Annotated in this window: 21 protein-coding genes; 3 read left to right on the forward strand and 18 right to left on the reverse strand. The window is 65.1% G+C overall.

Annotation, left to right across the window (positions count from 1 at the left end; all coding sequences use genetic code 11):
• Positions 1-29: 29 nt before the first annotated feature.
• From HHL15_RS03470 to rpoE, 6 genes are all read right to left on the reverse strand, one after another.
• A complete protein-coding gene (locus HHL15_RS03470) occupies positions 30-281 on the reverse strand; it encodes a glutaredoxin family protein (RefSeq protein WP_169144432.1) in 252 nt (83 codons plus the stop codon).
• A complete protein-coding gene (locus tag HHL15_RS03475) occupies positions 271-1,629 on the reverse strand; it encodes a DegQ family serine endoprotease (RefSeq protein WP_235943209.1) in 1,359 nt (452 codons plus the stop codon). The genes HHL15_RS03470 and HHL15_RS03475 overlap by 11 nt, the downstream gene beginning before the upstream one ends.
• A 62-nt stretch (positions 1,630-1,691) precedes the next feature.
• The gene (locus HHL15_RS03480) at positions 1,692-2,144 is read right to left on the reverse strand and encodes a SoxR reducing system RseC family protein (protein ID WP_235943226.1); all 453 of its coding nucleotides are present in this window, start codon (positions 2,142-2,144) and stop codon (positions 1,692-1,694) included.
• Entirely contained in the window at positions 2,144-3,109 is a 966-nt protein-coding gene (locus tag HHL15_RS03485) for a MucB/RseB C-terminal domain-containing protein (protein ID WP_169144435.1), read from the reverse strand. The genes HHL15_RS03480 and HHL15_RS03485 overlap by 1 nt, the downstream gene beginning before the upstream one ends.
• The gene (locus HHL15_RS03490) at positions 3,106-3,651 is read right to left on the reverse strand and encodes a sigma-E factor negative regulatory protein (RefSeq protein ID WP_169144436.1); all 546 of its coding nucleotides are present in this window, start codon (positions 3,649-3,651) and stop codon (positions 3,106-3,108) included. Before HHL15_RS03490 ends, HHL15_RS03485 begins: the two co-directional genes overlap by 4 nt.
• 4 nt (positions 3,652-3,655) lie before the next feature.
• Positions 3,656-4,255 (reverse strand): RNA polymerase sigma factor RpoE, encoded by a 600-nt coding sequence (rpoE, locus tag HHL15_RS03495; protein WP_169144437.1) that lies wholly within the window; start codon positions 4,253-4,255, stop codon positions 3,656-3,658.
• A gap of 215 nt (positions 4,256-4,470) precedes the next feature.
• Between rpoE and nadB the strand changes: the two genes are divergently transcribed.
• Entirely contained in the window at positions 4,471-6,057 is a 1,587-nt protein-coding gene (nadB, locus tag HHL15_RS03500; RefSeq protein WP_169144438.1) for an L-aspartate oxidase, read from the forward strand.
• On the opposite strand, the gene HHL15_RS03505 is transcribed toward nadB, so the two are convergent.
• The 9 genes from HHL15_RS03505 to HHL15_RS03545 form a co-directional block, all read right to left on the reverse strand.
• On the reverse strand, positions 6,032-6,505 hold the full coding sequence (locus HHL15_RS03505; RefSeq protein WP_169144439.1) for a protein YgfX: 474 nt from the start codon (positions 6,503-6,505) through the stop codon (positions 6,032-6,034). The genes nadB and HHL15_RS03505 overlap by 26 nt on opposite strands.
• Positions 6,506-6,544: 39 nt before the next feature.
• The gene (gene fabF / locus HHL15_RS03510) at positions 6,545-7,780 is read right to left on the reverse strand and encodes a beta-ketoacyl-ACP synthase II (protein ID WP_169144440.1); all 1,236 of its coding nucleotides are present in this window, start codon (positions 7,778-7,780) and stop codon (positions 6,545-6,547) included.
• A gap of 17 nt (positions 7,781-7,797) precedes the next feature.
• Entirely contained in the window at positions 7,798-8,037 is a 240-nt protein-coding gene (acpP, locus tag HHL15_RS03515) for an acyl carrier protein (RefSeq protein ID WP_079435598.1), read from the reverse strand.
• Positions 8,038-8,124: 87 nt separating this feature from the next.
• Positions 8,125-8,874 (reverse strand): 3-oxoacyl-ACP reductase FabG, encoded by a 750-nt coding sequence (fabG, locus tag HHL15_RS03520; RefSeq protein ID WP_169144441.1) that lies wholly within the window; start codon positions 8,872-8,874, stop codon positions 8,125-8,127.
• Positions 8,871-9,806, reverse strand: a complete 936-nt coding sequence (fabD, locus tag HHL15_RS03525) for an ACP S-malonyltransferase (RefSeq protein WP_169144442.1) — start codon at positions 9,804-9,806, stop codon at positions 8,871-8,873. The genes fabG and fabD overlap by 4 nt, the downstream gene beginning before the upstream one ends.
• Before the next feature lie 50 nt (positions 9,807-9,856).
• Positions 9,857-10,822, reverse strand: coding sequence for a beta-ketoacyl-ACP synthase III (locus HHL15_RS03530; protein ID WP_169144443.1), 966 nt, complete (start codon positions 10,820-10,822; stop codon positions 9,857-9,859).
• Entirely contained in the window at positions 10,819-11,832 is a 1,014-nt protein-coding gene (gene plsX, locus HHL15_RS03535) for a phosphate acyltransferase PlsX (protein ID WP_169144444.1), read from the reverse strand. Before plsX ends, HHL15_RS03530 begins: the two co-directional genes overlap by 4 nt.
• Positions 11,833-11,910: 78 nt before the next feature.
• Positions 11,911-12,090, reverse strand: coding sequence for a 50S ribosomal protein L32 (gene rpmF, locus HHL15_RS03540; protein ID WP_079435603.1), 180 nt, complete (start codon positions 12,088-12,090; stop codon positions 11,911-11,913).
• 21 nt (positions 12,091-12,111) lie between these two features.
• Complete coding sequence (locus HHL15_RS03545; protein WP_169144445.1) at positions 12,112-12,606, reverse strand: YceD family protein; 495 nt, start codon at positions 12,604-12,606, stop codon at positions 12,112-12,114.
• A gap of 84 nt (positions 12,607-12,690) precedes the next feature.
• Between HHL15_RS03545 and HHL15_RS03550 the strand changes: the two genes are divergently transcribed.
• On the forward strand, positions 12,691-13,266 hold the full coding sequence (locus tag HHL15_RS03550) for a Maf family protein (RefSeq protein ID WP_169144446.1): 576 nt from the start codon (positions 12,691-12,693) through the stop codon (positions 13,264-13,266).
• 2 nt (positions 13,267-13,268) lie between these two features.
• A complete protein-coding gene (locus HHL15_RS03555) occupies positions 13,269-14,021 on the forward strand; it encodes an SAM-dependent methyltransferase (RefSeq protein ID WP_169144447.1) in 753 nt (250 codons plus the stop codon).
• Here HHL15_RS03555 and HHL15_RS03560 read toward each other — a convergent pair.
• Genes HHL15_RS03560 through HHL15_RS03570 form a run of 3 tightly spaced genes read right to left on the reverse strand, consistent with a single transcriptional unit; the run spans position 14,006 to position 15,931 of the window.
• The gene (locus tag HHL15_RS03560) at positions 14,006-14,332 is read right to left on the reverse strand and encodes a Rieske (2Fe-2S) protein (protein WP_328824985.1); all 327 of its coding nucleotides are present in this window, start codon (positions 14,330-14,332) and stop codon (positions 14,006-14,008) included. The genes HHL15_RS03555 and HHL15_RS03560 overlap by 16 nt on opposite strands.
• Complete coding sequence (locus HHL15_RS03565) at positions 14,329-14,985, reverse strand: HAD-IA family hydrolase (protein WP_169144448.1); 657 nt, start codon at positions 14,983-14,985, stop codon at positions 14,329-14,331. The genes HHL15_RS03560 and HHL15_RS03565 overlap by 4 nt, the downstream gene beginning before the upstream one ends.
• The gene (locus HHL15_RS03570; RefSeq protein WP_169144449.1) at positions 14,978-15,931 is read right to left on the reverse strand and encodes an RluA family pseudouridine synthase; all 954 of its coding nucleotides are present in this window, start codon (positions 15,929-15,931) and stop codon (positions 14,978-14,980) included. The genes HHL15_RS03565 and HHL15_RS03570 overlap by 8 nt, the downstream gene beginning before the upstream one ends.
• Positions 15,932-16,166: the final 235 nt, after the last annotated feature.

Raw genomic sequence — 16,166 nt, forward strand, 5'->3', positions numbered from 1 at the left:
AATTTTGTTTGCCGGCAAAGACTTGGATTCTAACCGATACGCTGGAAATGAGCACGAACGGCGCCCTCGTCGAGGAAATGGTGGCAGATCTCCACCTCGCCTTCGAGCAACACGGGCACCAGTTCGTTCCAGCGTGCCTCGAGGGCTTCATCCGCATCCACATCCACCACCTGCAGGCCGAAGCCGAACTCCGCCTGCAGGGGCTTGAGCGCCTCGATCAGATCGTGGCATAGATGGCACCACTCCCGGCTCAGTACGGTCAGTTGCCGTTCAGCGCTCAAGGGTACGCACCGGCACGAAGGTCTGGAAGTCGCCGCGCGCCACCAGCAGGGTCACGCTCTGGCCGGACTCGAGGCCGGCTACCACGCGGTTGAACTGGTCCACAGAGCGGATATCGGTGCGCACGCCCTTGCTGACCAGCGCCAGGATGCCGTCGCCAGACTGGATCTCGGAGGCACGTGCGGAGGCACTCCGCAGGGTGTCCACCACCACGCCGCCATTACCGAAGCGGCCGTCCTTGCGCTGCTCCGCATTCGGCTCCACGACGGTGATGCCCAGCTTGTTGGCGGCAGCCGGCTCAGGCCGGGGAGCGCGCGACACGACTTTCTTCTGCTTGTCATCGGGCAGCTCGGCCACAACCACGCTCAGATCCTTTGCCACCCCGCGCCGCCATACCTGCACTGCCACCTTGTGGCCCGGCCGGGTGGCACCCACGATGCGCGGCAGGTCGGACGACACTGAGACCGGCCTGCCATCGAATGCCAGCACGATGTCGCCCTGCTCGAAGCCGGCCTTGTCTGCCGGGCTGCCTTTCTCCACCGAACTGACCAGGGCACCTACCGGTTTGCTCAATTTGAAGCTGTCAGCCAGCTCGCGGGACACTTCCTGGATCGCCACGCCGATGCGTCCGCGCTGGACCCGCCCGCTGGCGCGCAGCTGGTTCTGCACGTCCATCGCCACATCGATTGGGATGGCGAAGGACAAGCCCATGAAGCCACCGGTGCGGCTGTAGATCTGCGAGTTGATCCCCACCACCTCGCCCTTCATGTTAAATAGCGGACCTCCGGAATTGCCCGGATTGATGGCCACATCGGTCTGGATGAAGGGCACGAAATTCTCCTGCGGCAGGGAGCGCCCCTTCGCACTGACGATACCGGCCGTCACGGAATTCTCGAAGCCAAAGGGCGACCCGATGGCCACCACCCAGTCTCCTACCCTCAGCTTGTTCGGGTCTCCGAGCACAACCCGGGGCAGCCCCGCCGCGTCGATCTTCAGCAGGGCCACGTCGGTGCGCGGATCGGCCCCCATCACCCGGGCCCGGAACTCGCGCTTGTCGGTGAGCTTGACGATGATCTCGTCGGCGCCGTCCACCACGTGGGCATTGGTCAGCACATAGCCATCGCTGGAGACGATGAAACCCGAACCAAGGGAGCGGTTATCGGGCTCGCCACGCGGCACCGAGGGATGGCGGGGAATGAAGCGGCGGAAGAAATCGAACATGGGGTCATCCTCGTCCATGTTCGGCACCCCGGAACGTGCCGCCTTGACCGCCTGGGTGGAGCTGATATTGACAACCGCCAGGCCCTGCCTCTCGGCCAGGCCGGCGATGTCGGGCAGATCCCGCGCCATCGCGGACAATGCGGCGACAAGAAAGAAAAAGGCGGCAAGGTATTGTCTGAAGACCCGCACACTCATCGGGAACACCCTCCGCTTACAGTCAAATCGGCCCGCTCCAGGCGCAGCTGCGGGGCGTCCTGCCTGCGGCTCCGGGCCCGCCCGGCCAGGCCGGCCGCCAGGCCGCCTCCAACGGCGCCGACAGCCGCCAGCAGGTCGCCCTGCCCCGGCGAAGCCATCAGTGTTCCGGCCGCCGCGCCGACAATGACACCCAGAACCGGCCAGCCATAGGCCAGCAGCGCGGCACGCAGGGGAACGCCATCATCAACCACCACGGCCACGGTATCGCCCGGTCTGGCCTGGATGTGATTGGCGACCCGCACACTCCTGGACGACAAGGCCAGGGGGCGCGCGATATTGACTCCACCGCAGCCGCCCGGCTCGTTGCAACGGCCACAGCCGCCACTCACCGCCACATCCACCCAGGCATCATCAGCCTCGAGACGCCGGACCACCCCCGTCACCCGCATCACCGCCTGCGCTGCTCGATACCGTCAGCAATGCGGACCAGCGCCTGGGCCGGCACTTCACCCAGCACGGTGATACGGTGCTCCGCCACCACGCGACGGAAGATGTTGAAGGATCCCGAGGTGCTCAGTCCGCTCTGCACGGTGCCCTTGCCCGACTCGTGCTCGATGAACACCGAGATGGCGGCCAGCCCGTCGGAAAAGACCACGTGGTAGGCATCGCCCCTGTCCTTGCGGACCTGGCGGGCCACCGACACGACCTGGCGGAAGCCCGGAATGCTGTTGCGGAAGACCCAGCCGATGTCCTCGATCTTCACATCGCTGCCACGCGCATTCACTACCTTCCAGTCCGGCGAGCTGGTGAATCGCGGCTTGAGCTTGTCCCTGTCGATCGGAGCGCCGATCTGCACTTCGGTGAACACGAACTGCTCGATGCTGTCGCCCTTCTCGCCGACCAGCCGCGCCCGCAACAGCAGCCCGGAGGCCATGTCGGCCCACAGGTGATGGCCGAAGCGCAGGTCATCCTTGGGTTCCAGGATGATCTGCTGGCTCTCCATGCCTGCGATGCGGGCCACATCACCCTTGCGGATGCGGTAGTGCTCGGCCAGGGCGCTGGGAGACTGGGGCAGACGGGCCGGAAAACTGCGACGGGCACCGAACTGATCGACGATCAGCAGCTTCTGCTCGGGAAGGAAACACTGCACTTCATCGTTGTTGCGCACCACTTCACGGGGACTGCCATCGAGCGCTTCGAGCTTCTCGTACTCACCGCCGGCATCCACCATGTGGGTGATCCGCGAAGTCTCGACGTGCTTGCCGCTCTGGTAGGTGAAGGTGCCGGTGTAATTGAGCCGGTGAGCTGCGCTGGAGATACGCCCCAGCCAGCTGAGCGGATCAGTGGGGACCTGTGCCAGCGCAGCACCCACACAGGCCCAGCACAGTGCCAGAAAGCACAGGAAGCGCTTCATCGTTCGCCGGCCATCCGCGTGTCGGAAACGGAACGTACGTAATAGGCCACTCCTGGCATGGCCGCCGAGGGCGCCATGGCCTGATGGGCAATCAGATATTCCCGCTCGGAAGGCTCCGCGCTGGCCGACGCCAGCCGGGCCGACACGGCCGGATCAACCGCCGCCACTGCCGGGACCGGCGCCTTGACGGCGGCCAGGGACGGCGCCGGAGTGGCACCACCGCCATTGAGCATCATGGCAACCCAACCCACTGCCGCGGCGCCCATCACAGACGCCGCGATGGGCATCAGGTGACGTACCCAGTTGTTGCGGCTCTCGGTGCGGACCGGCGCAAGAACTGTCGGCTCCTGCTCCAGCTCGGCCATCAGGCGGCTGGTGAAATCGGCGGACAGGACGGGCTCGTCCCGCATCACATCCCCGATGAGGCTGTAGCGCTCCCAGTCCCGGCGCAGGGCCGGATCCCGTCGGAGGGTATCCAGCATGCGCGCGGATGCCATCTCATCAAGGGCGCCATCCAGCAGGGCAGAAACTTTCTCTTTCATCGTCTTACCACCTCTTGTTCGGAGCCGTATCGAGCAACGGCTTGAGCTTCTCGGAAATAGCTTCCCGTGCGCGGAAAATCCGCGAACGAACCGTGCCGATCGGGCACTCCATGATCGTGGCGATCTCTTCGTAACTCAAACCTTCGATCTCTCGCAGCACGATCGCCGTTCTCAATTCTTCAGGCAGCGCTTCCATGGCCACATTGACCGTCTCACCGATCTGCTTGGTCATGAGGAGCCGCTCGGGCGTGTTGATGTCACGGAGCTGATCGCCCTCCTCGAAGGTTTCCGCCTCCTCGGAGTCGAAATCCGTGGATGTGGGCGCACGCCTGCCCTGGGATACGAGGTAATTCTTGGCGGTATTGATCCCTATCCGGTAGAGCCATGTATAGAACGCGCTGTCCCCCCGGAACGACGGCAGGGCCCGATAAGCCTTGATGAACGTTTCCTGGGCAACATCCTCCACTTCGGCGGGATCCCGGATCAATCTCGACAGTAGCCGGGCGAGCTTGCGCTGATACTTGGTCACAAGCAGGCCAAAAGCCTGCTTGTCGCCTCGTTGCACACGCTCGACCAGTTGCTGGTCAATTTCGCGATCACTCATGGTCGGGGAATGTAAACCTTTGTTGCCGTGACCGGACCGGCCACCGACCGCGGAGTATACCGCGAGAGCCCCGCTTTCCTCGCCAAAGTGTCTTCTAGACTCTGCCGCCTGCGTATAGTTCAGTCGCCGAAGGGGTCTTGCGTGCTTCGGTCGGCCGGATGGCCCATGCTATAGTCGCCGCTTCGTAATATTGCCCTTTGCGGCACCCCCCTGAAGTGACCGCTTTCGATGTCCTCATCCTGGGCAGTGGCCTTGCCGGACAATCCATCGCTCTCCGCCTCGCCGATACCCACAAGGTTGCCCTGGTCACCAAACGCTCCCTCGAAGACAGCGCCAGCGCATGGGCCCAAGGTGGAATTGCCGCCGTGCTGGACCCGGCCGACAGCACCGATGCCCACGTAGCCGATACCCACACCGCCGGTGTCGGCCTGTGCTCCGACAGCGCCACGCGCTTCGTGGTCGAGAACGGCCCGCGGGCGATCCGCTGGCTGATCGACCATGGCGTCCCCTTCACCACCGACGCCAGCTCGGCAATCGGCTACCACCTCACCCGGGAAGGTGGCCACGGCCACCGGCGCGTAATCCACGTGGCGGACGCCACTGGTGCCGCCGTACAGGCCACCCTCACCGAGCAGGTCCGGGCCCATCCGAACATCACGATCTTCGAGCAGCACATCGCTGTCGACCTGATCATCGGCGACAAGATCGGTCGCCCCGACCAGGGCTGCCTCGGCGCCTACGTGCTCGATATCGCCAGGGACGAGGTGGTCACCTTTGCCGCACGTCACACCGTGCTGGCTACCGGCGGCACCGGCAAGGTCTACCTGTACACCACCAACCCTGACACCGCCACCGGCGACGGTGTGGCGATGGCCTGGCGAGCGGGCTGCCAGGTGGCGAACATGGAGTTCATCCAGTTCCACCCCACCTGCCTGTACCACCCGCAGGCCAAATCCTTCCTGATCTCCGAGGCCGTGCGCGGCGAAGGCGGCCTGCTGCGCCGCCCTGACGGCAGCCGCTTCATGCCGGAGCACGACTCCCGGGAAGAGCTTGCCCCCCGTGACGTGGTCGCCCGCGCCATCGACTTCGAGATGAAGAAACACGGCCTCGACTGCGTCTTCCTGGACATCAGCCACAAGCCCGCGGCCTTCCTGGAAGAGCACTTCCCCAACATCCTGGCCCGCTGTGCAGAGCTGGGCATCGACATCACGCGCCAGCCGATCCCGGTCGTGCCCGCCGCCCACTACTCCTGTGGCGGCATCGTGACCGACCTGCAGGCACGCACCGGAGTGGCCGGCCTCTACGCCGTCGGCGAATCGGCCTGCACAGGCCTGCACGGCGCCAACCGCCTGGCCAGCAACTCGCTGCTCGAATGCGTGGTGTATGGCGAAGCGGCAGCCCACGATATCGCCGGCACCCCGCGCGAACTGCCCGACACTCTGCCCCAGTGGGACGAGAGCAGGGTCACCGACTCGGACGAAGCCATCGTGATCTCCCACAACTGGGACGAGCTGCGGCGCTTCATGTGGGACTACGTGGGCATCGTGCGCACCAACAAGCGCCTGCAGCGCGCCCAGCACCGGATCCGCCTGCTGACCCGGGAAATCGAGGAGTTCTACAGCAATTTCCGGATCTCCAACGACCTCATCGAGTTGCGCAACCTGGTCCTGACCGCCGAGTTGATCGTCCGCAGTGCTCTCAAGCGCAAGGAAAGCCGCGGCCTGCACTTCAGCCGTGATTACCCGCAGACCCTGCCCCGCGCCCGGGACACGGTCCTCAAGCCGGGTCGCGGACGGAGCTGATTCCCCCCCTGCCCGGTGCCGGCTCCACGCCGAACCGGGCAGGGCCCCGCAGACGGGCCCAGCGCTGCAGCTGCCGCCAATCCCCCGGGAGAAGCTGGTCGGCAAACAACACCATCGCCACACGTCGCCCCTCCTCCTGCCAGACTAGCCAGAGCACGCGCTCAAGCACCACCGAGGACGGCAGCAACCCAACCGTCCGCTCGCCAGACAAGCCCGGCTCCAGGCACAGCCCTCCATCCTCCTGCAAGGCCAGACGACGGATGCCCGACTTCCGCCGGTGGATCTGCCACCCCAGCGACACCAGCAGCAATCCCCAGACCGGCCATCCCCAGACGTGCCGGACGGCATCCGGCAGCAGCAGGAAAGACAAAGCCGCCGCGGCATGAACCCCCGAAACCAGGAGGGTGCACAGCCGCGACGGCTTCATGACTTCAATGACAGCGCTCATGGGACCGGAAAAACTCCGTGACCCAGAGGCCCCATGGCCTCAGACCTTGCGGAACACCAGCGTGCCGTTGGTGCCGCCAAAGCCGAAGTTGTTCTTCACGGCCACGTCGATCTTCATCGGGCGGGCCACGTTGGCACAGTAGTCCAGATCGCAGGCCGGATCCTGCTCGAAGATGTTGATGGTGGGGGGCGAAACCTGGTTGTAGATCGCCAGGGTCGTCAGCACCGACTCGAGACCGCCGGCACCACCGAGCAGGTGACCAGTCATGGACTTGGTGGAATTGACCACCAGTTTCTTGGCCGCATCAGCACCGAAGGCGAGCCGGATGGCCTCGGTCTCGTTCTTGTCACCCAGCGGCGTGGACGTACCGTGAGCATTGACGTACTGCACCTCGTCCGGATTGACGCCCGCATTCTGCAGGGCGTTAACCATGCTGCGGCGGGGGCCGTCGGTATCCGGCGCGGTCATGTGATACGCGTCGCCGCTCATGCCGAAACCAGCCAGCTCGGCATAGATGCGGGCGCCACGCTTCACGGCGTGTTCGTATTCCTCGATCACCAGCACGCCGGCACCTTCGCCCAGCACAAAGCCGTCGCGGTCCTTGTCCCACGGACGGCTGGCGGTGGCCGGGTCGTCATTGCGGGTGGACAAAGCCTTGGCAGAGGCGAAGCCGCCAACCGCCAGGGGCGTCACAGTGGACTCGGCACCGCCACAGACCATCACGTCGGCATCGCCGTACTCGATCATCCGGGCGCTCATGCCGATGGCGTGCAGGCCGGTGGTGCAGGCCGTGACCACCGCCAGGTTCGGGCCCTTGAGGCCGAACATGATCGACAGGTTGCCGGAGATCATGTTGATGATCGTGCCGGGAATGAAGAAGGGGGAAATCTTGCGGGGGCCGCCGGCGAGGAAATCGTTGTGCGTATCCTCGATCATGGGCAGGCCGCCGATACCGGAACCGATGTTGACACCGATCCGGTGGGCGTTGGCATCGGTGACTTCGATGCCCGAATCACGGAAAGCCTGGATGCCCGCAGCGAGGCCGTAATGGATGAAGCCATCCATCCGGCGCGCCTCTTTCGGAGAAAGATAGGCCGCAAGATCGAAATCACGCACTTCACCGGCAATCTTCACCGGGAAGGACGAGGTATCGAAGCGGGTGATTTCACCGATGCCGGAACGCCCGTTGGTAATGGCGTCCCAAGCTTCAGCCACGGTATTGCCGACCGGCGAAATGACGCCAAGGCCGGTTACGACGACTCTGCGACGGGTCAAGGCAGGCTCCGGGAGTCTTACTTCTTGAGATGAGCGGTGACGTAGTCGATCGCCTGCTGAACGCTGGTGATCTTCTCGGCTTCTTCGTCGGGGATCTCGCACTCGAACTCTTCTTCGAGGGCCATCACCAGTTCGACGGTATCGAGGGAGTCGGCACCCAGATCATCAACGAAAGAGGATTCGTTCTTGATCTCGGATTCGTTCACGCCGAGTTGTTCGGCAACGATCTTCTTGACACGCTGTTCGATGTTTTCCATTTGTGTAACTCCTTCCCAATTTGGCGGGTGAATTCAAAAACCCCCGCATTCTACCAAAAACGCGCACCCTCGCCAGCGCGGCGAGACTTACGCCATGTACATACCGCCGTTCACGTGCAGGGTCGCCCCCGTCACGTAAGCAGCTGCGGGCGAGGCCAGAAAGCCTACGACGGCCGCGATCTCTTCGGGTTTGCCGAGGCGGCCAAGGGCGATCTTGCCCTGCAGGGCCTCGCGCTGGGCTTCGGGCAATTCCTTGGTCATGTCGGTATCGATAAAGCCCGGCGCAACGCAATTGACCGTGATGTTGCGGCTGCCCAGCTCCTGCGCCAGCGCGCGGGTCATGCCCGCCACACCGGCCTTGGCCGCGGCGTAGTTGGCCTGGCCGGCGTTGCCGGAGCTGCCCACCACCGAGGTGATGTTGATGATGCGGCCGCCACGGGCCTTCATCATGCCGCGCATCACGAGCTTGGACATGCGGAAGACCGCCTTGAGATTGGTGTCCATCACCGCATCCCACTCGGTATCCTTCATGCGCATCGACAGGTTGTCACGGGTGATGCCGGCGTTATTGACCAGCACCGCCACCGCGCCCAGCGTCTTCTCGATATCGGCGATGGCCGCCTCGCAGGCCTCCGCGCTGGTCACATCCAGCGCCAGTCCGCGGCCGCTGATGCCGGCCGCCTCGAGAGCCGCCTGAATGTCGGCAGCGCCGGATTCGGACGTTGCGGTCCCCACCACAGTGGCGCCCAGTCGACCGAGCTCCAGGGCGATGGCGCGACCGATGCCGCGGGATGCGCCGGTCACCAGCGCGACCTGACCTTGCAATACCTGACTCATGCTTCCCCCGTGGTCTTCAACGTTTCTTCCAGACTCGCCACATCGGCGATAGCTCCGCCCAGCAGGCTGCCCTCGATGCGCTTGGTCATGCCGGCCAGCACCTTGCCGGGGCCGCACTCGAACACATGGGTGGCGCCGCTGCGGGCGATTGCCTGCACGGTCTCGATCCAGCGCACCGGCGAATAGGCCTGGCGCACCAGGGCATCCTTGATGCGGGCGGGCTGATCTTCAACCGCCACATCCACATTGTTGAGCACCGGGATGGACGGCACGCGCACCTCGATCTCGGACAGGCGCTGCTGCAGGCGTTCAGCAGCAGGCTTCATCAGCGCGCAGTGGAAGGGCGCGCTGACCGGAAGCAGCACGGCACGCTTGGCGCCACGCGCCTTGGCGGCGGCAATCGCACGCTCCACAGCCGCCTTGGAACCGGCGATCACGATCTGGCCAGGACTGTTGAGGTTGGCGGCGGACACCACGTCACCCTGCGCCGCTTCGGCACAGGCTTCGGCTGCCGCCGGCTCGTCCAGGCCCAGCAGCGCGGCCATGGCACCCTCGCCCTGGGGCACCGCTTCCTGCATCGCCTGGGCGCGCAGGCGCACCAGCTTGACGGCCTCGGCAAAATCGAGGGCTCCGGCAGCCACCAGCGCGGAGTATTCCCCCAGGCTGTGGCCGGCCACCAGCGACGGAGCCGCGCCACCACGGGCAATCCACTCGCGGTAGACCGCAACGCCAGCGGTGAGCATCAAGGGCTGGGTATTGACGGTCTGGGCCAGCACCTCGGCCGGACCTTCCGCCACCATCTGCCAGAGATCCTGGCCCAGGGCCTCGGACGCCTCGGCAAAGGCCTGGCGGATCACGGCGGACTCGCCGTAGGCGGCCATCATGCCGACCGACTGGGAGCCCTGCCCCGGAAACACGAAAGCAAAATTCATCGTTGCCTACCTTTGAATGGGCTTAAACAAGCACGACGGATTGAAAAGGCTCAGAACCGCAGCAGCGTGGCACCCCACGCAAAACCGCCGCCGATGCCTTCGAGAATGACTTTCTGGCCGCGCTGGATGCGACCGTCCCGCACCGCTTCGTCGAGCGCCAGGGGAATGGAGGCGGCCGAGGTGTTGCCATGATGCGAGACCGTGGCGATCACCTTGCCCATGGACACACCGAGGCGCTTGCCGGTAGCTTGAATGATTCGGATGTTGGCCTGATGCGGAATCAGCCAGTCCACCTCGTCGAGGGAGACACCACCGATCTCCGCGACCTCCCGGGCCACATCGGCCAGCACCTTGACCGCGAACTTGAACACCGCCTGGCCATCCATGCGCAGGAAGGGATCGCCGGTCACGCTGCCGCGGTTGATCTGGCCGGGCACGCACAGGATCGGGTTGTAGCTGCCATCCGCATGGATTGCCGACGCCAGGATGCCCGGCGCATCCGACGCCTCGAGCACGATGGCACCCGCACCGTCGCCGAACAGCACGCAGGTGCCGCGGTCATTCCAGTCCAGGATGCGCGAGAACACCTCGGCACCGACCACCAGGGCGCGCTTGTGGCTGCCCGAACGGATGAACTTCTCCGCCGTGGCGAGCGCGTACGCAAAACCGGCACAGACCGCCTGCAGGTCAAAAGCCGCGCCGCCATTGGTGATGCCCAGCTTCGCCTGCAGCAAGGTGGCGGTACTGGGGAAGATGCAGTCCGGCGTGGAGGTGGCGACGATGATCAGGTCGATGTCGCCGGGCAGACAGCCCGCCGCTTCGATCGCCCGGATGCTGGCCTCATAGGCCAGCTGGCTCGACGTGACGTCAGGCTCGGCCAGATGGCGGGCGTGAATGCCGGTGCGCTCGGTGATCCACTCATCGGAAGTGTCGATCCCCCGTGCCACCAGATCATTGTTGGTAACGGGCTTGCCAGGCAGGAAACTGCCTGTCCCGGCCACGCGTGCATGGATCATGCGGCAGACCTTTCGCGTTCCATTCGTTCGCTGATGCGCTCGATGAGTCGGTTGCGGGCAGCTTCGGCGGCGCGCCAGATCGCCTGCTCGAAAGCAAAGGCATCGGCGGAACCATGGCTCTTGACGACCACGCCGCGAAGGCCGAGCAGGGCAGCGCCGTTGTAGCGCCGGGAGTCGAGCTTGTGCTTGAAGCCCTTCAAGGCGGACATAGCGAAGATCGCCGCCAGCTTGGTGAGCCAGTTGCGGGAGAACTGCTCGCGCAGGAAGGTGGCCATCATCTGGGCCAGGCCTTCGGAGGTCTTGAGCGCCACATTGCCGACGAAACCATCACAGACGACCACATCCACGGTGCCCTTGTAGATGTCATTGCCTTCCACGTTACCGTAGAAATTGAGGCCGCTGTTACGAAGCAGCTCTCCGGCCTGTTTGACGGTCTCGTTGCCCTTGATTTCCTCTTCACCGATGTTGAGCAGACCGACGCTGGGCCGCTCATTGTGCTCCACCGCCGCCACCAGCATGGCCCCCATGATGCCGAACTGCAGGAGATGCTCGGGCGTGCAGTCCACATTGGCGCCCAGGTCGAGCACATGGGTCTGCCCGCGCAGGGTGGGGAGCGTACTGCAGATCGCCGGACGGTCGATGCCCGGCAGGGTCTTGAGGACGAAGCGGGAGATCGCCATCAGCGCGCCGGTGTTGCCAGCGGACACGGCCGCCTGTGCCTCGCCCGACTTGACGAGATCCACCGAGACGCGCATTGACGAGTCTTTCTTGCTGCGCATGGCCAGAGCCGGCGGCTCGTCCATGCCCACCACTTCGGAAGCACGCTGAATGCGCAGCCGTTCGCCGAACTCCGCCTGGGCGGTACCCAGGTGGGGCTCGATGGCCTCGGCGCGCCCGACCAGCACGACCCGTGCTTCGCGATCAGCCCGCATGAAATGCAGGGCCGCGGGCACGGTCACCGAGGGGCCGTGATCGCCCCCCATGCAATCAATCGCCAGGGTGACGGTCATACGGCGCAGAAAGTTGATTTCATTTGCAAAAACGGCGCGATCACCCGAAGGCGTCGCGCCGCTTCCGAAGCAGGGAGATTACTCGCCCTTGGCCTTGGCAACCTTCTTGCCACGGTAGACGCCGGACGGCGACACGTGATGACGCAGGTGCACTTCGCCGGTGGTCGGCTCGACGGCCAGCGGGGGGGCAACCAGGAAATCGTGGGAACGATGCATACCGCGCTTGGACGGGGACTTCTTGTTCTGTTGGACAGCCATGAAACACTCCTTGAGGAATACTTAAACCTTGCCGCGCAACTGGCGCAGGACGGCGAAGGGCGAAATCTCTTCATCGACGCCGGCCTTCACCGGCGGTTCGCAATCATTGTGGCGGGGCACCAGAGGCATGGCGAGGAGCACTTCATCCTCCACCAGCGCCAGCAGATCCGTCGAGGGCTCCACTTCAAGCGCGTCGATTTCGTCGTTCTCGAGCTCGTCTTCCGGCAAAGCCTCGCCGGGACGGATCAGGAGCAGACGATTCTGCACCTCACAGGGCCACACCACAGCCTCAAGACAGCGCTGGCACTGCAGAACCAGGTCACCCCGGATCGACAGATCGACGTAGAGCTTGCCCTCGTCGTCACGCTCACCCTGAAACTCGAAAGTCATCGTCCCGACAGGCTCGAGCAGGGACTCGACCAAACGGCCGAAGCTCTCTACCGGAACCGTTGCCTGCACGCGGCGCCCATCTCTGGCCAGCGCTCGCAGATCGGTGATGAAGCTTTCTTGCGACATAAGCGCGGCATGATATTATTTTCGGCTCCCTGTGTCAAAACCCTGCATCACTGTCGCCGGGCATTCCCGTCGGCGTCGCCCCCCATGAAAATCGTCCTCGCCTCCACATCGGCCTACCGCCGCGAACTCCTGCAGCGTTTCGGCCTCCCCTTCGAAACCGCTCGTCCGGACATCGACGAGTCACCCCTGCCGGATGAAAGCCCCGCCACCACGGCCGGACGCCTTGCCGAACAGAAGGCCCGCGCCGTAGCGGAGCACCACCCCGACGCGCTGATCATCGGCAGCGATCAGGTCGCACACATGGGCAACACCCGCTTCGGCAAGCCGGGCAGCGTGGAGCGTGCCGTGGCGCAGCTCCGGTCCATGAGCGGCAAGACGGTGATCTTCCACACCGCCCTGGCCCTGCTCAATACCCGCAACGGGCGGCTCCAGGTGGACGCAGTCCCGACCGAAGTGCGCTTCCGCCAACTCTCCGAGGCGGAAATCGTCCGCTATGTAGACAAGGAGCGCCCGCTGGACTGCGCCGGCAGCGCCAAATCCGAAGGGCTCGGCATCACCCTGCTGGAAGCCCTGAGCGGCGACGACCCCACTGCACTGGTGGGCCTGCCCCTGATCGCCCTGGCCCGCATGCTGCGCAACGAAGGCGTCACCCTGCCCTGACCATGCCCGGCACCCTCTACCTGATCCCCGCCAGCCTTGGCCTCGACACCGCCAGCAGCCTGACCACCCCGACCGACGTCGCCGCAGTGGCACGCGGGCTCCACTACTTTGTCGTCGAGAACGCCAAGACGGCCCGCGCCGAGCTGAAACGCCTGGAGCACCCCGGGCCGCTGCGCGACCTGGACATCCGGGAGCTGCCCGAGAAGCCCGGACAGACGGATCTGGACAGCCTGCTCGCCCCGCTCGTGGAAGGCGCCGATGCCGGCCTGATGTCGGAAGCCGGCTGCCCGGCCGTGGCCGACCCTGGCGCCCTGCTCGTCCGCCGCGCCCACGAGCGCGGCATCCGCGTCGCCCCGCTGGTAGGCCCCTCGTCCCTGCTGCTGGCCCTGATGGCCTCCGGACTCAACGGCCAGAGCTTCGCCTTCCACGGCTACCTGCCGGTGGACGAGGCCGGCCGCGACAGGCGCATCCGCGAGCTGGAGGCCGAATCCGCCCGCTTCGCCCGCACCCAGCTGTTCATCGAGACGCCCTATCGCAACGACCGCCTGTTCGAGGCCCTGCGCCAGCACTGCCAGCCGGACACCCGCCTGTGCGTGGCCCGTGACCTGACCCAGGGCGAGGAGTGGATCGCCAGCCGCAGCATCGCCGCATGGCGCAAGGGCGACGCCCCCGACCTGGCCCGCCGGCCAACCGTGTTCCTGATCCTGGCGGCGCCCGAAACCCACAGCGCAAAACCCCGTCACCCCACCAGGTAGACGCCGCCGTCCCGCTCCTCCACCTCGACAGGCACCAGGGTCCGGCCCTTGCAGGGCCCCGCAAAACAGTAGCCGCTACCTGGTTCGTAGAGGGCGCCGTGTGTGGCGCAGATCAGGTAGCGTCGATCCGAATCAAAAAAGCGGCCGGGCTGCCAGTCTAGCTCCACCGGCACATGGGCACAGCGATTCAGGTAAGCACGCACCCGCCCCCCGTGGCGCACCACAAACGCGGGCTCCTCGCCGGTCGGTCGGGTTACGGTGAAACGGATGCCATCCCCGCCATCAAGCAGGTCGCCTGACGCGCAGATCACGCATGCGCCTCCAGCCAGGCACGCAGCTCGACCGGCGTATGCACGCAGGCAAGCGGCGACTCGGCAAGCAGCTGCTCCACCGGATGCGCGCCGAAGCTCACCGCCAGGCCTGCCACCCGCGCGTTGCGGGCCATCTGCATATCGTGGGTGGTATCGCCGATCATCAGGCAGGCCTCGCTCGCGACACCCAGCTCGTCCATCAGCTCCTCCAGCATGGCCGGATGAGGCTTGGAGAAACACTCGTCGGCACAGCGGGTGGCGTGAAAGAACGGCCCCAGCCCCGAATGCTCGAGCGCCCGCGCCAGCCCCTTGCGGCTCTTGCCCGTCGCCACTGCCAGCAGGCGCCCCTGGGCATGCAGGGACTCGATCAGCTCGCAGGCCCCCTCGAACAGGTTGAGTTCATGATCCGACGCCAGGTAGTGGTAACGATAGCGCTCAACCATCTTCGGGTAGTCCGCTTCCGCCAGTTCCGGCACGGCATGACGCAAGGCGTCGCCGAGCCCGAGGCCGATGACATGGCGGGCACGCGCATCCGGCGGCACCGGCAGCCCCAGGTCGGCACTTGCCGCCTGGATCGCCTGGACGATGGCCCCCGCCGAATCCAGCAAGGTACCGTCCCAGTCAAAGACAATCAGCTCAAAACGCTTAGCCATACTCCCTCTCCTCGGCCTGCTCGACAGCCACCACATACTCTTCGAGTTCGGCCGGCAAGGCCGCGGCAAGTTCAATCGACTGATCGGTCAGCGGATGGCGGAAGGCCAGCTTCGCCGCATGCAGGAACATTCTCTTCAGCCCGACCTTGTCGAGCCGCTTGTTGAGAGCAAAATCTCCATACTTGTCGTCGCCGTATAGCGGAAAGCCCAGGTGGCTCAGATGCACGCGGATCTGGTGGGTACGGCCGGTCTTCAATTCCACCTCCACCAGGCTGCATGAATGCCAGCGCTTCAGCAGGCGCACGATGCTATGGGCCGGCTTGCCCTCGGGATTGACGCTGACACGCCGCTCCCCCTCCTCGGTCAGGTACTTGTGGAGCGGCAGCTTGACGTGCTGCTGCAGATTGAGCCAGCGCCCCGCCACCAGGGTCAGGTAGCGCTTCTGCACCCGCCCCTCCCGCATCATGTCGTGCAGCACGGTCAGGGCGCTGCGCTTCTTGGCGACGATGAGCAATCCCGAGGTCTCCCGGTCGAGCCGATGCACCAGCTCCAGGAACTTCGCCTCCGGCCGCTGCCGGCGTAACTGCTCGATCACCCCGAAGCTCACCCCGCTCCCCCCGTGCACGGCCAGCCCGGCCGGCTTGTCGAGCACCAGCAGGGCTTCGTCCTCGTAGACGATATCGAAGGGCCTACCGACCGGCACCGCTACCTCGGCCTTTTCGGCCAGGCGGATCGGCGGGATGCGCACCTCATCCCCCTCCTGGAGGCGGTAGGTCTGATCGACCCGCCTGCTGTTCACGCGCACCTCGCCGCTGCGCAGGATGCGATAGACGTGACTCTTCGGCACGCCCTTGCAGATCCGCACCAGGAAGTTGTCGATGCGCTGCCCGGCGCTGCCTTCATCGACGGAAACACGGCTTACCGCGGGTGCTTTACTCAAGGCCATCGTTTTGAAATATACTAATTAACGGTTTTTCGGTCCTGATGCGTCGTGCCCGCCAGATGCGTGTTGTGCAGAATTCAACACCGGCACTCGCCGCCCCAGAGCGACTCGGTCCTGGCCTCGCCAGTCTCGTCCCCGCTCCCGAAGAACCAAAAGGAAGGTCCATCGCCGGACAAAAAGAGGGCGATGGTACTGTATTCGACAATAAACTTGTACCTATTGCGCGCCAGCGCGCCCG

The sequence above is a fragment of the Zoogloea dura genome, from assembly GCF_012927165.1.
In the GTDB taxonomy this organism is placed as follows: domain Bacteria; phylum Pseudomonadota; class Gammaproteobacteria; order Burkholderiales; family Rhodocyclaceae; genus Zoogloea; species Zoogloea dura.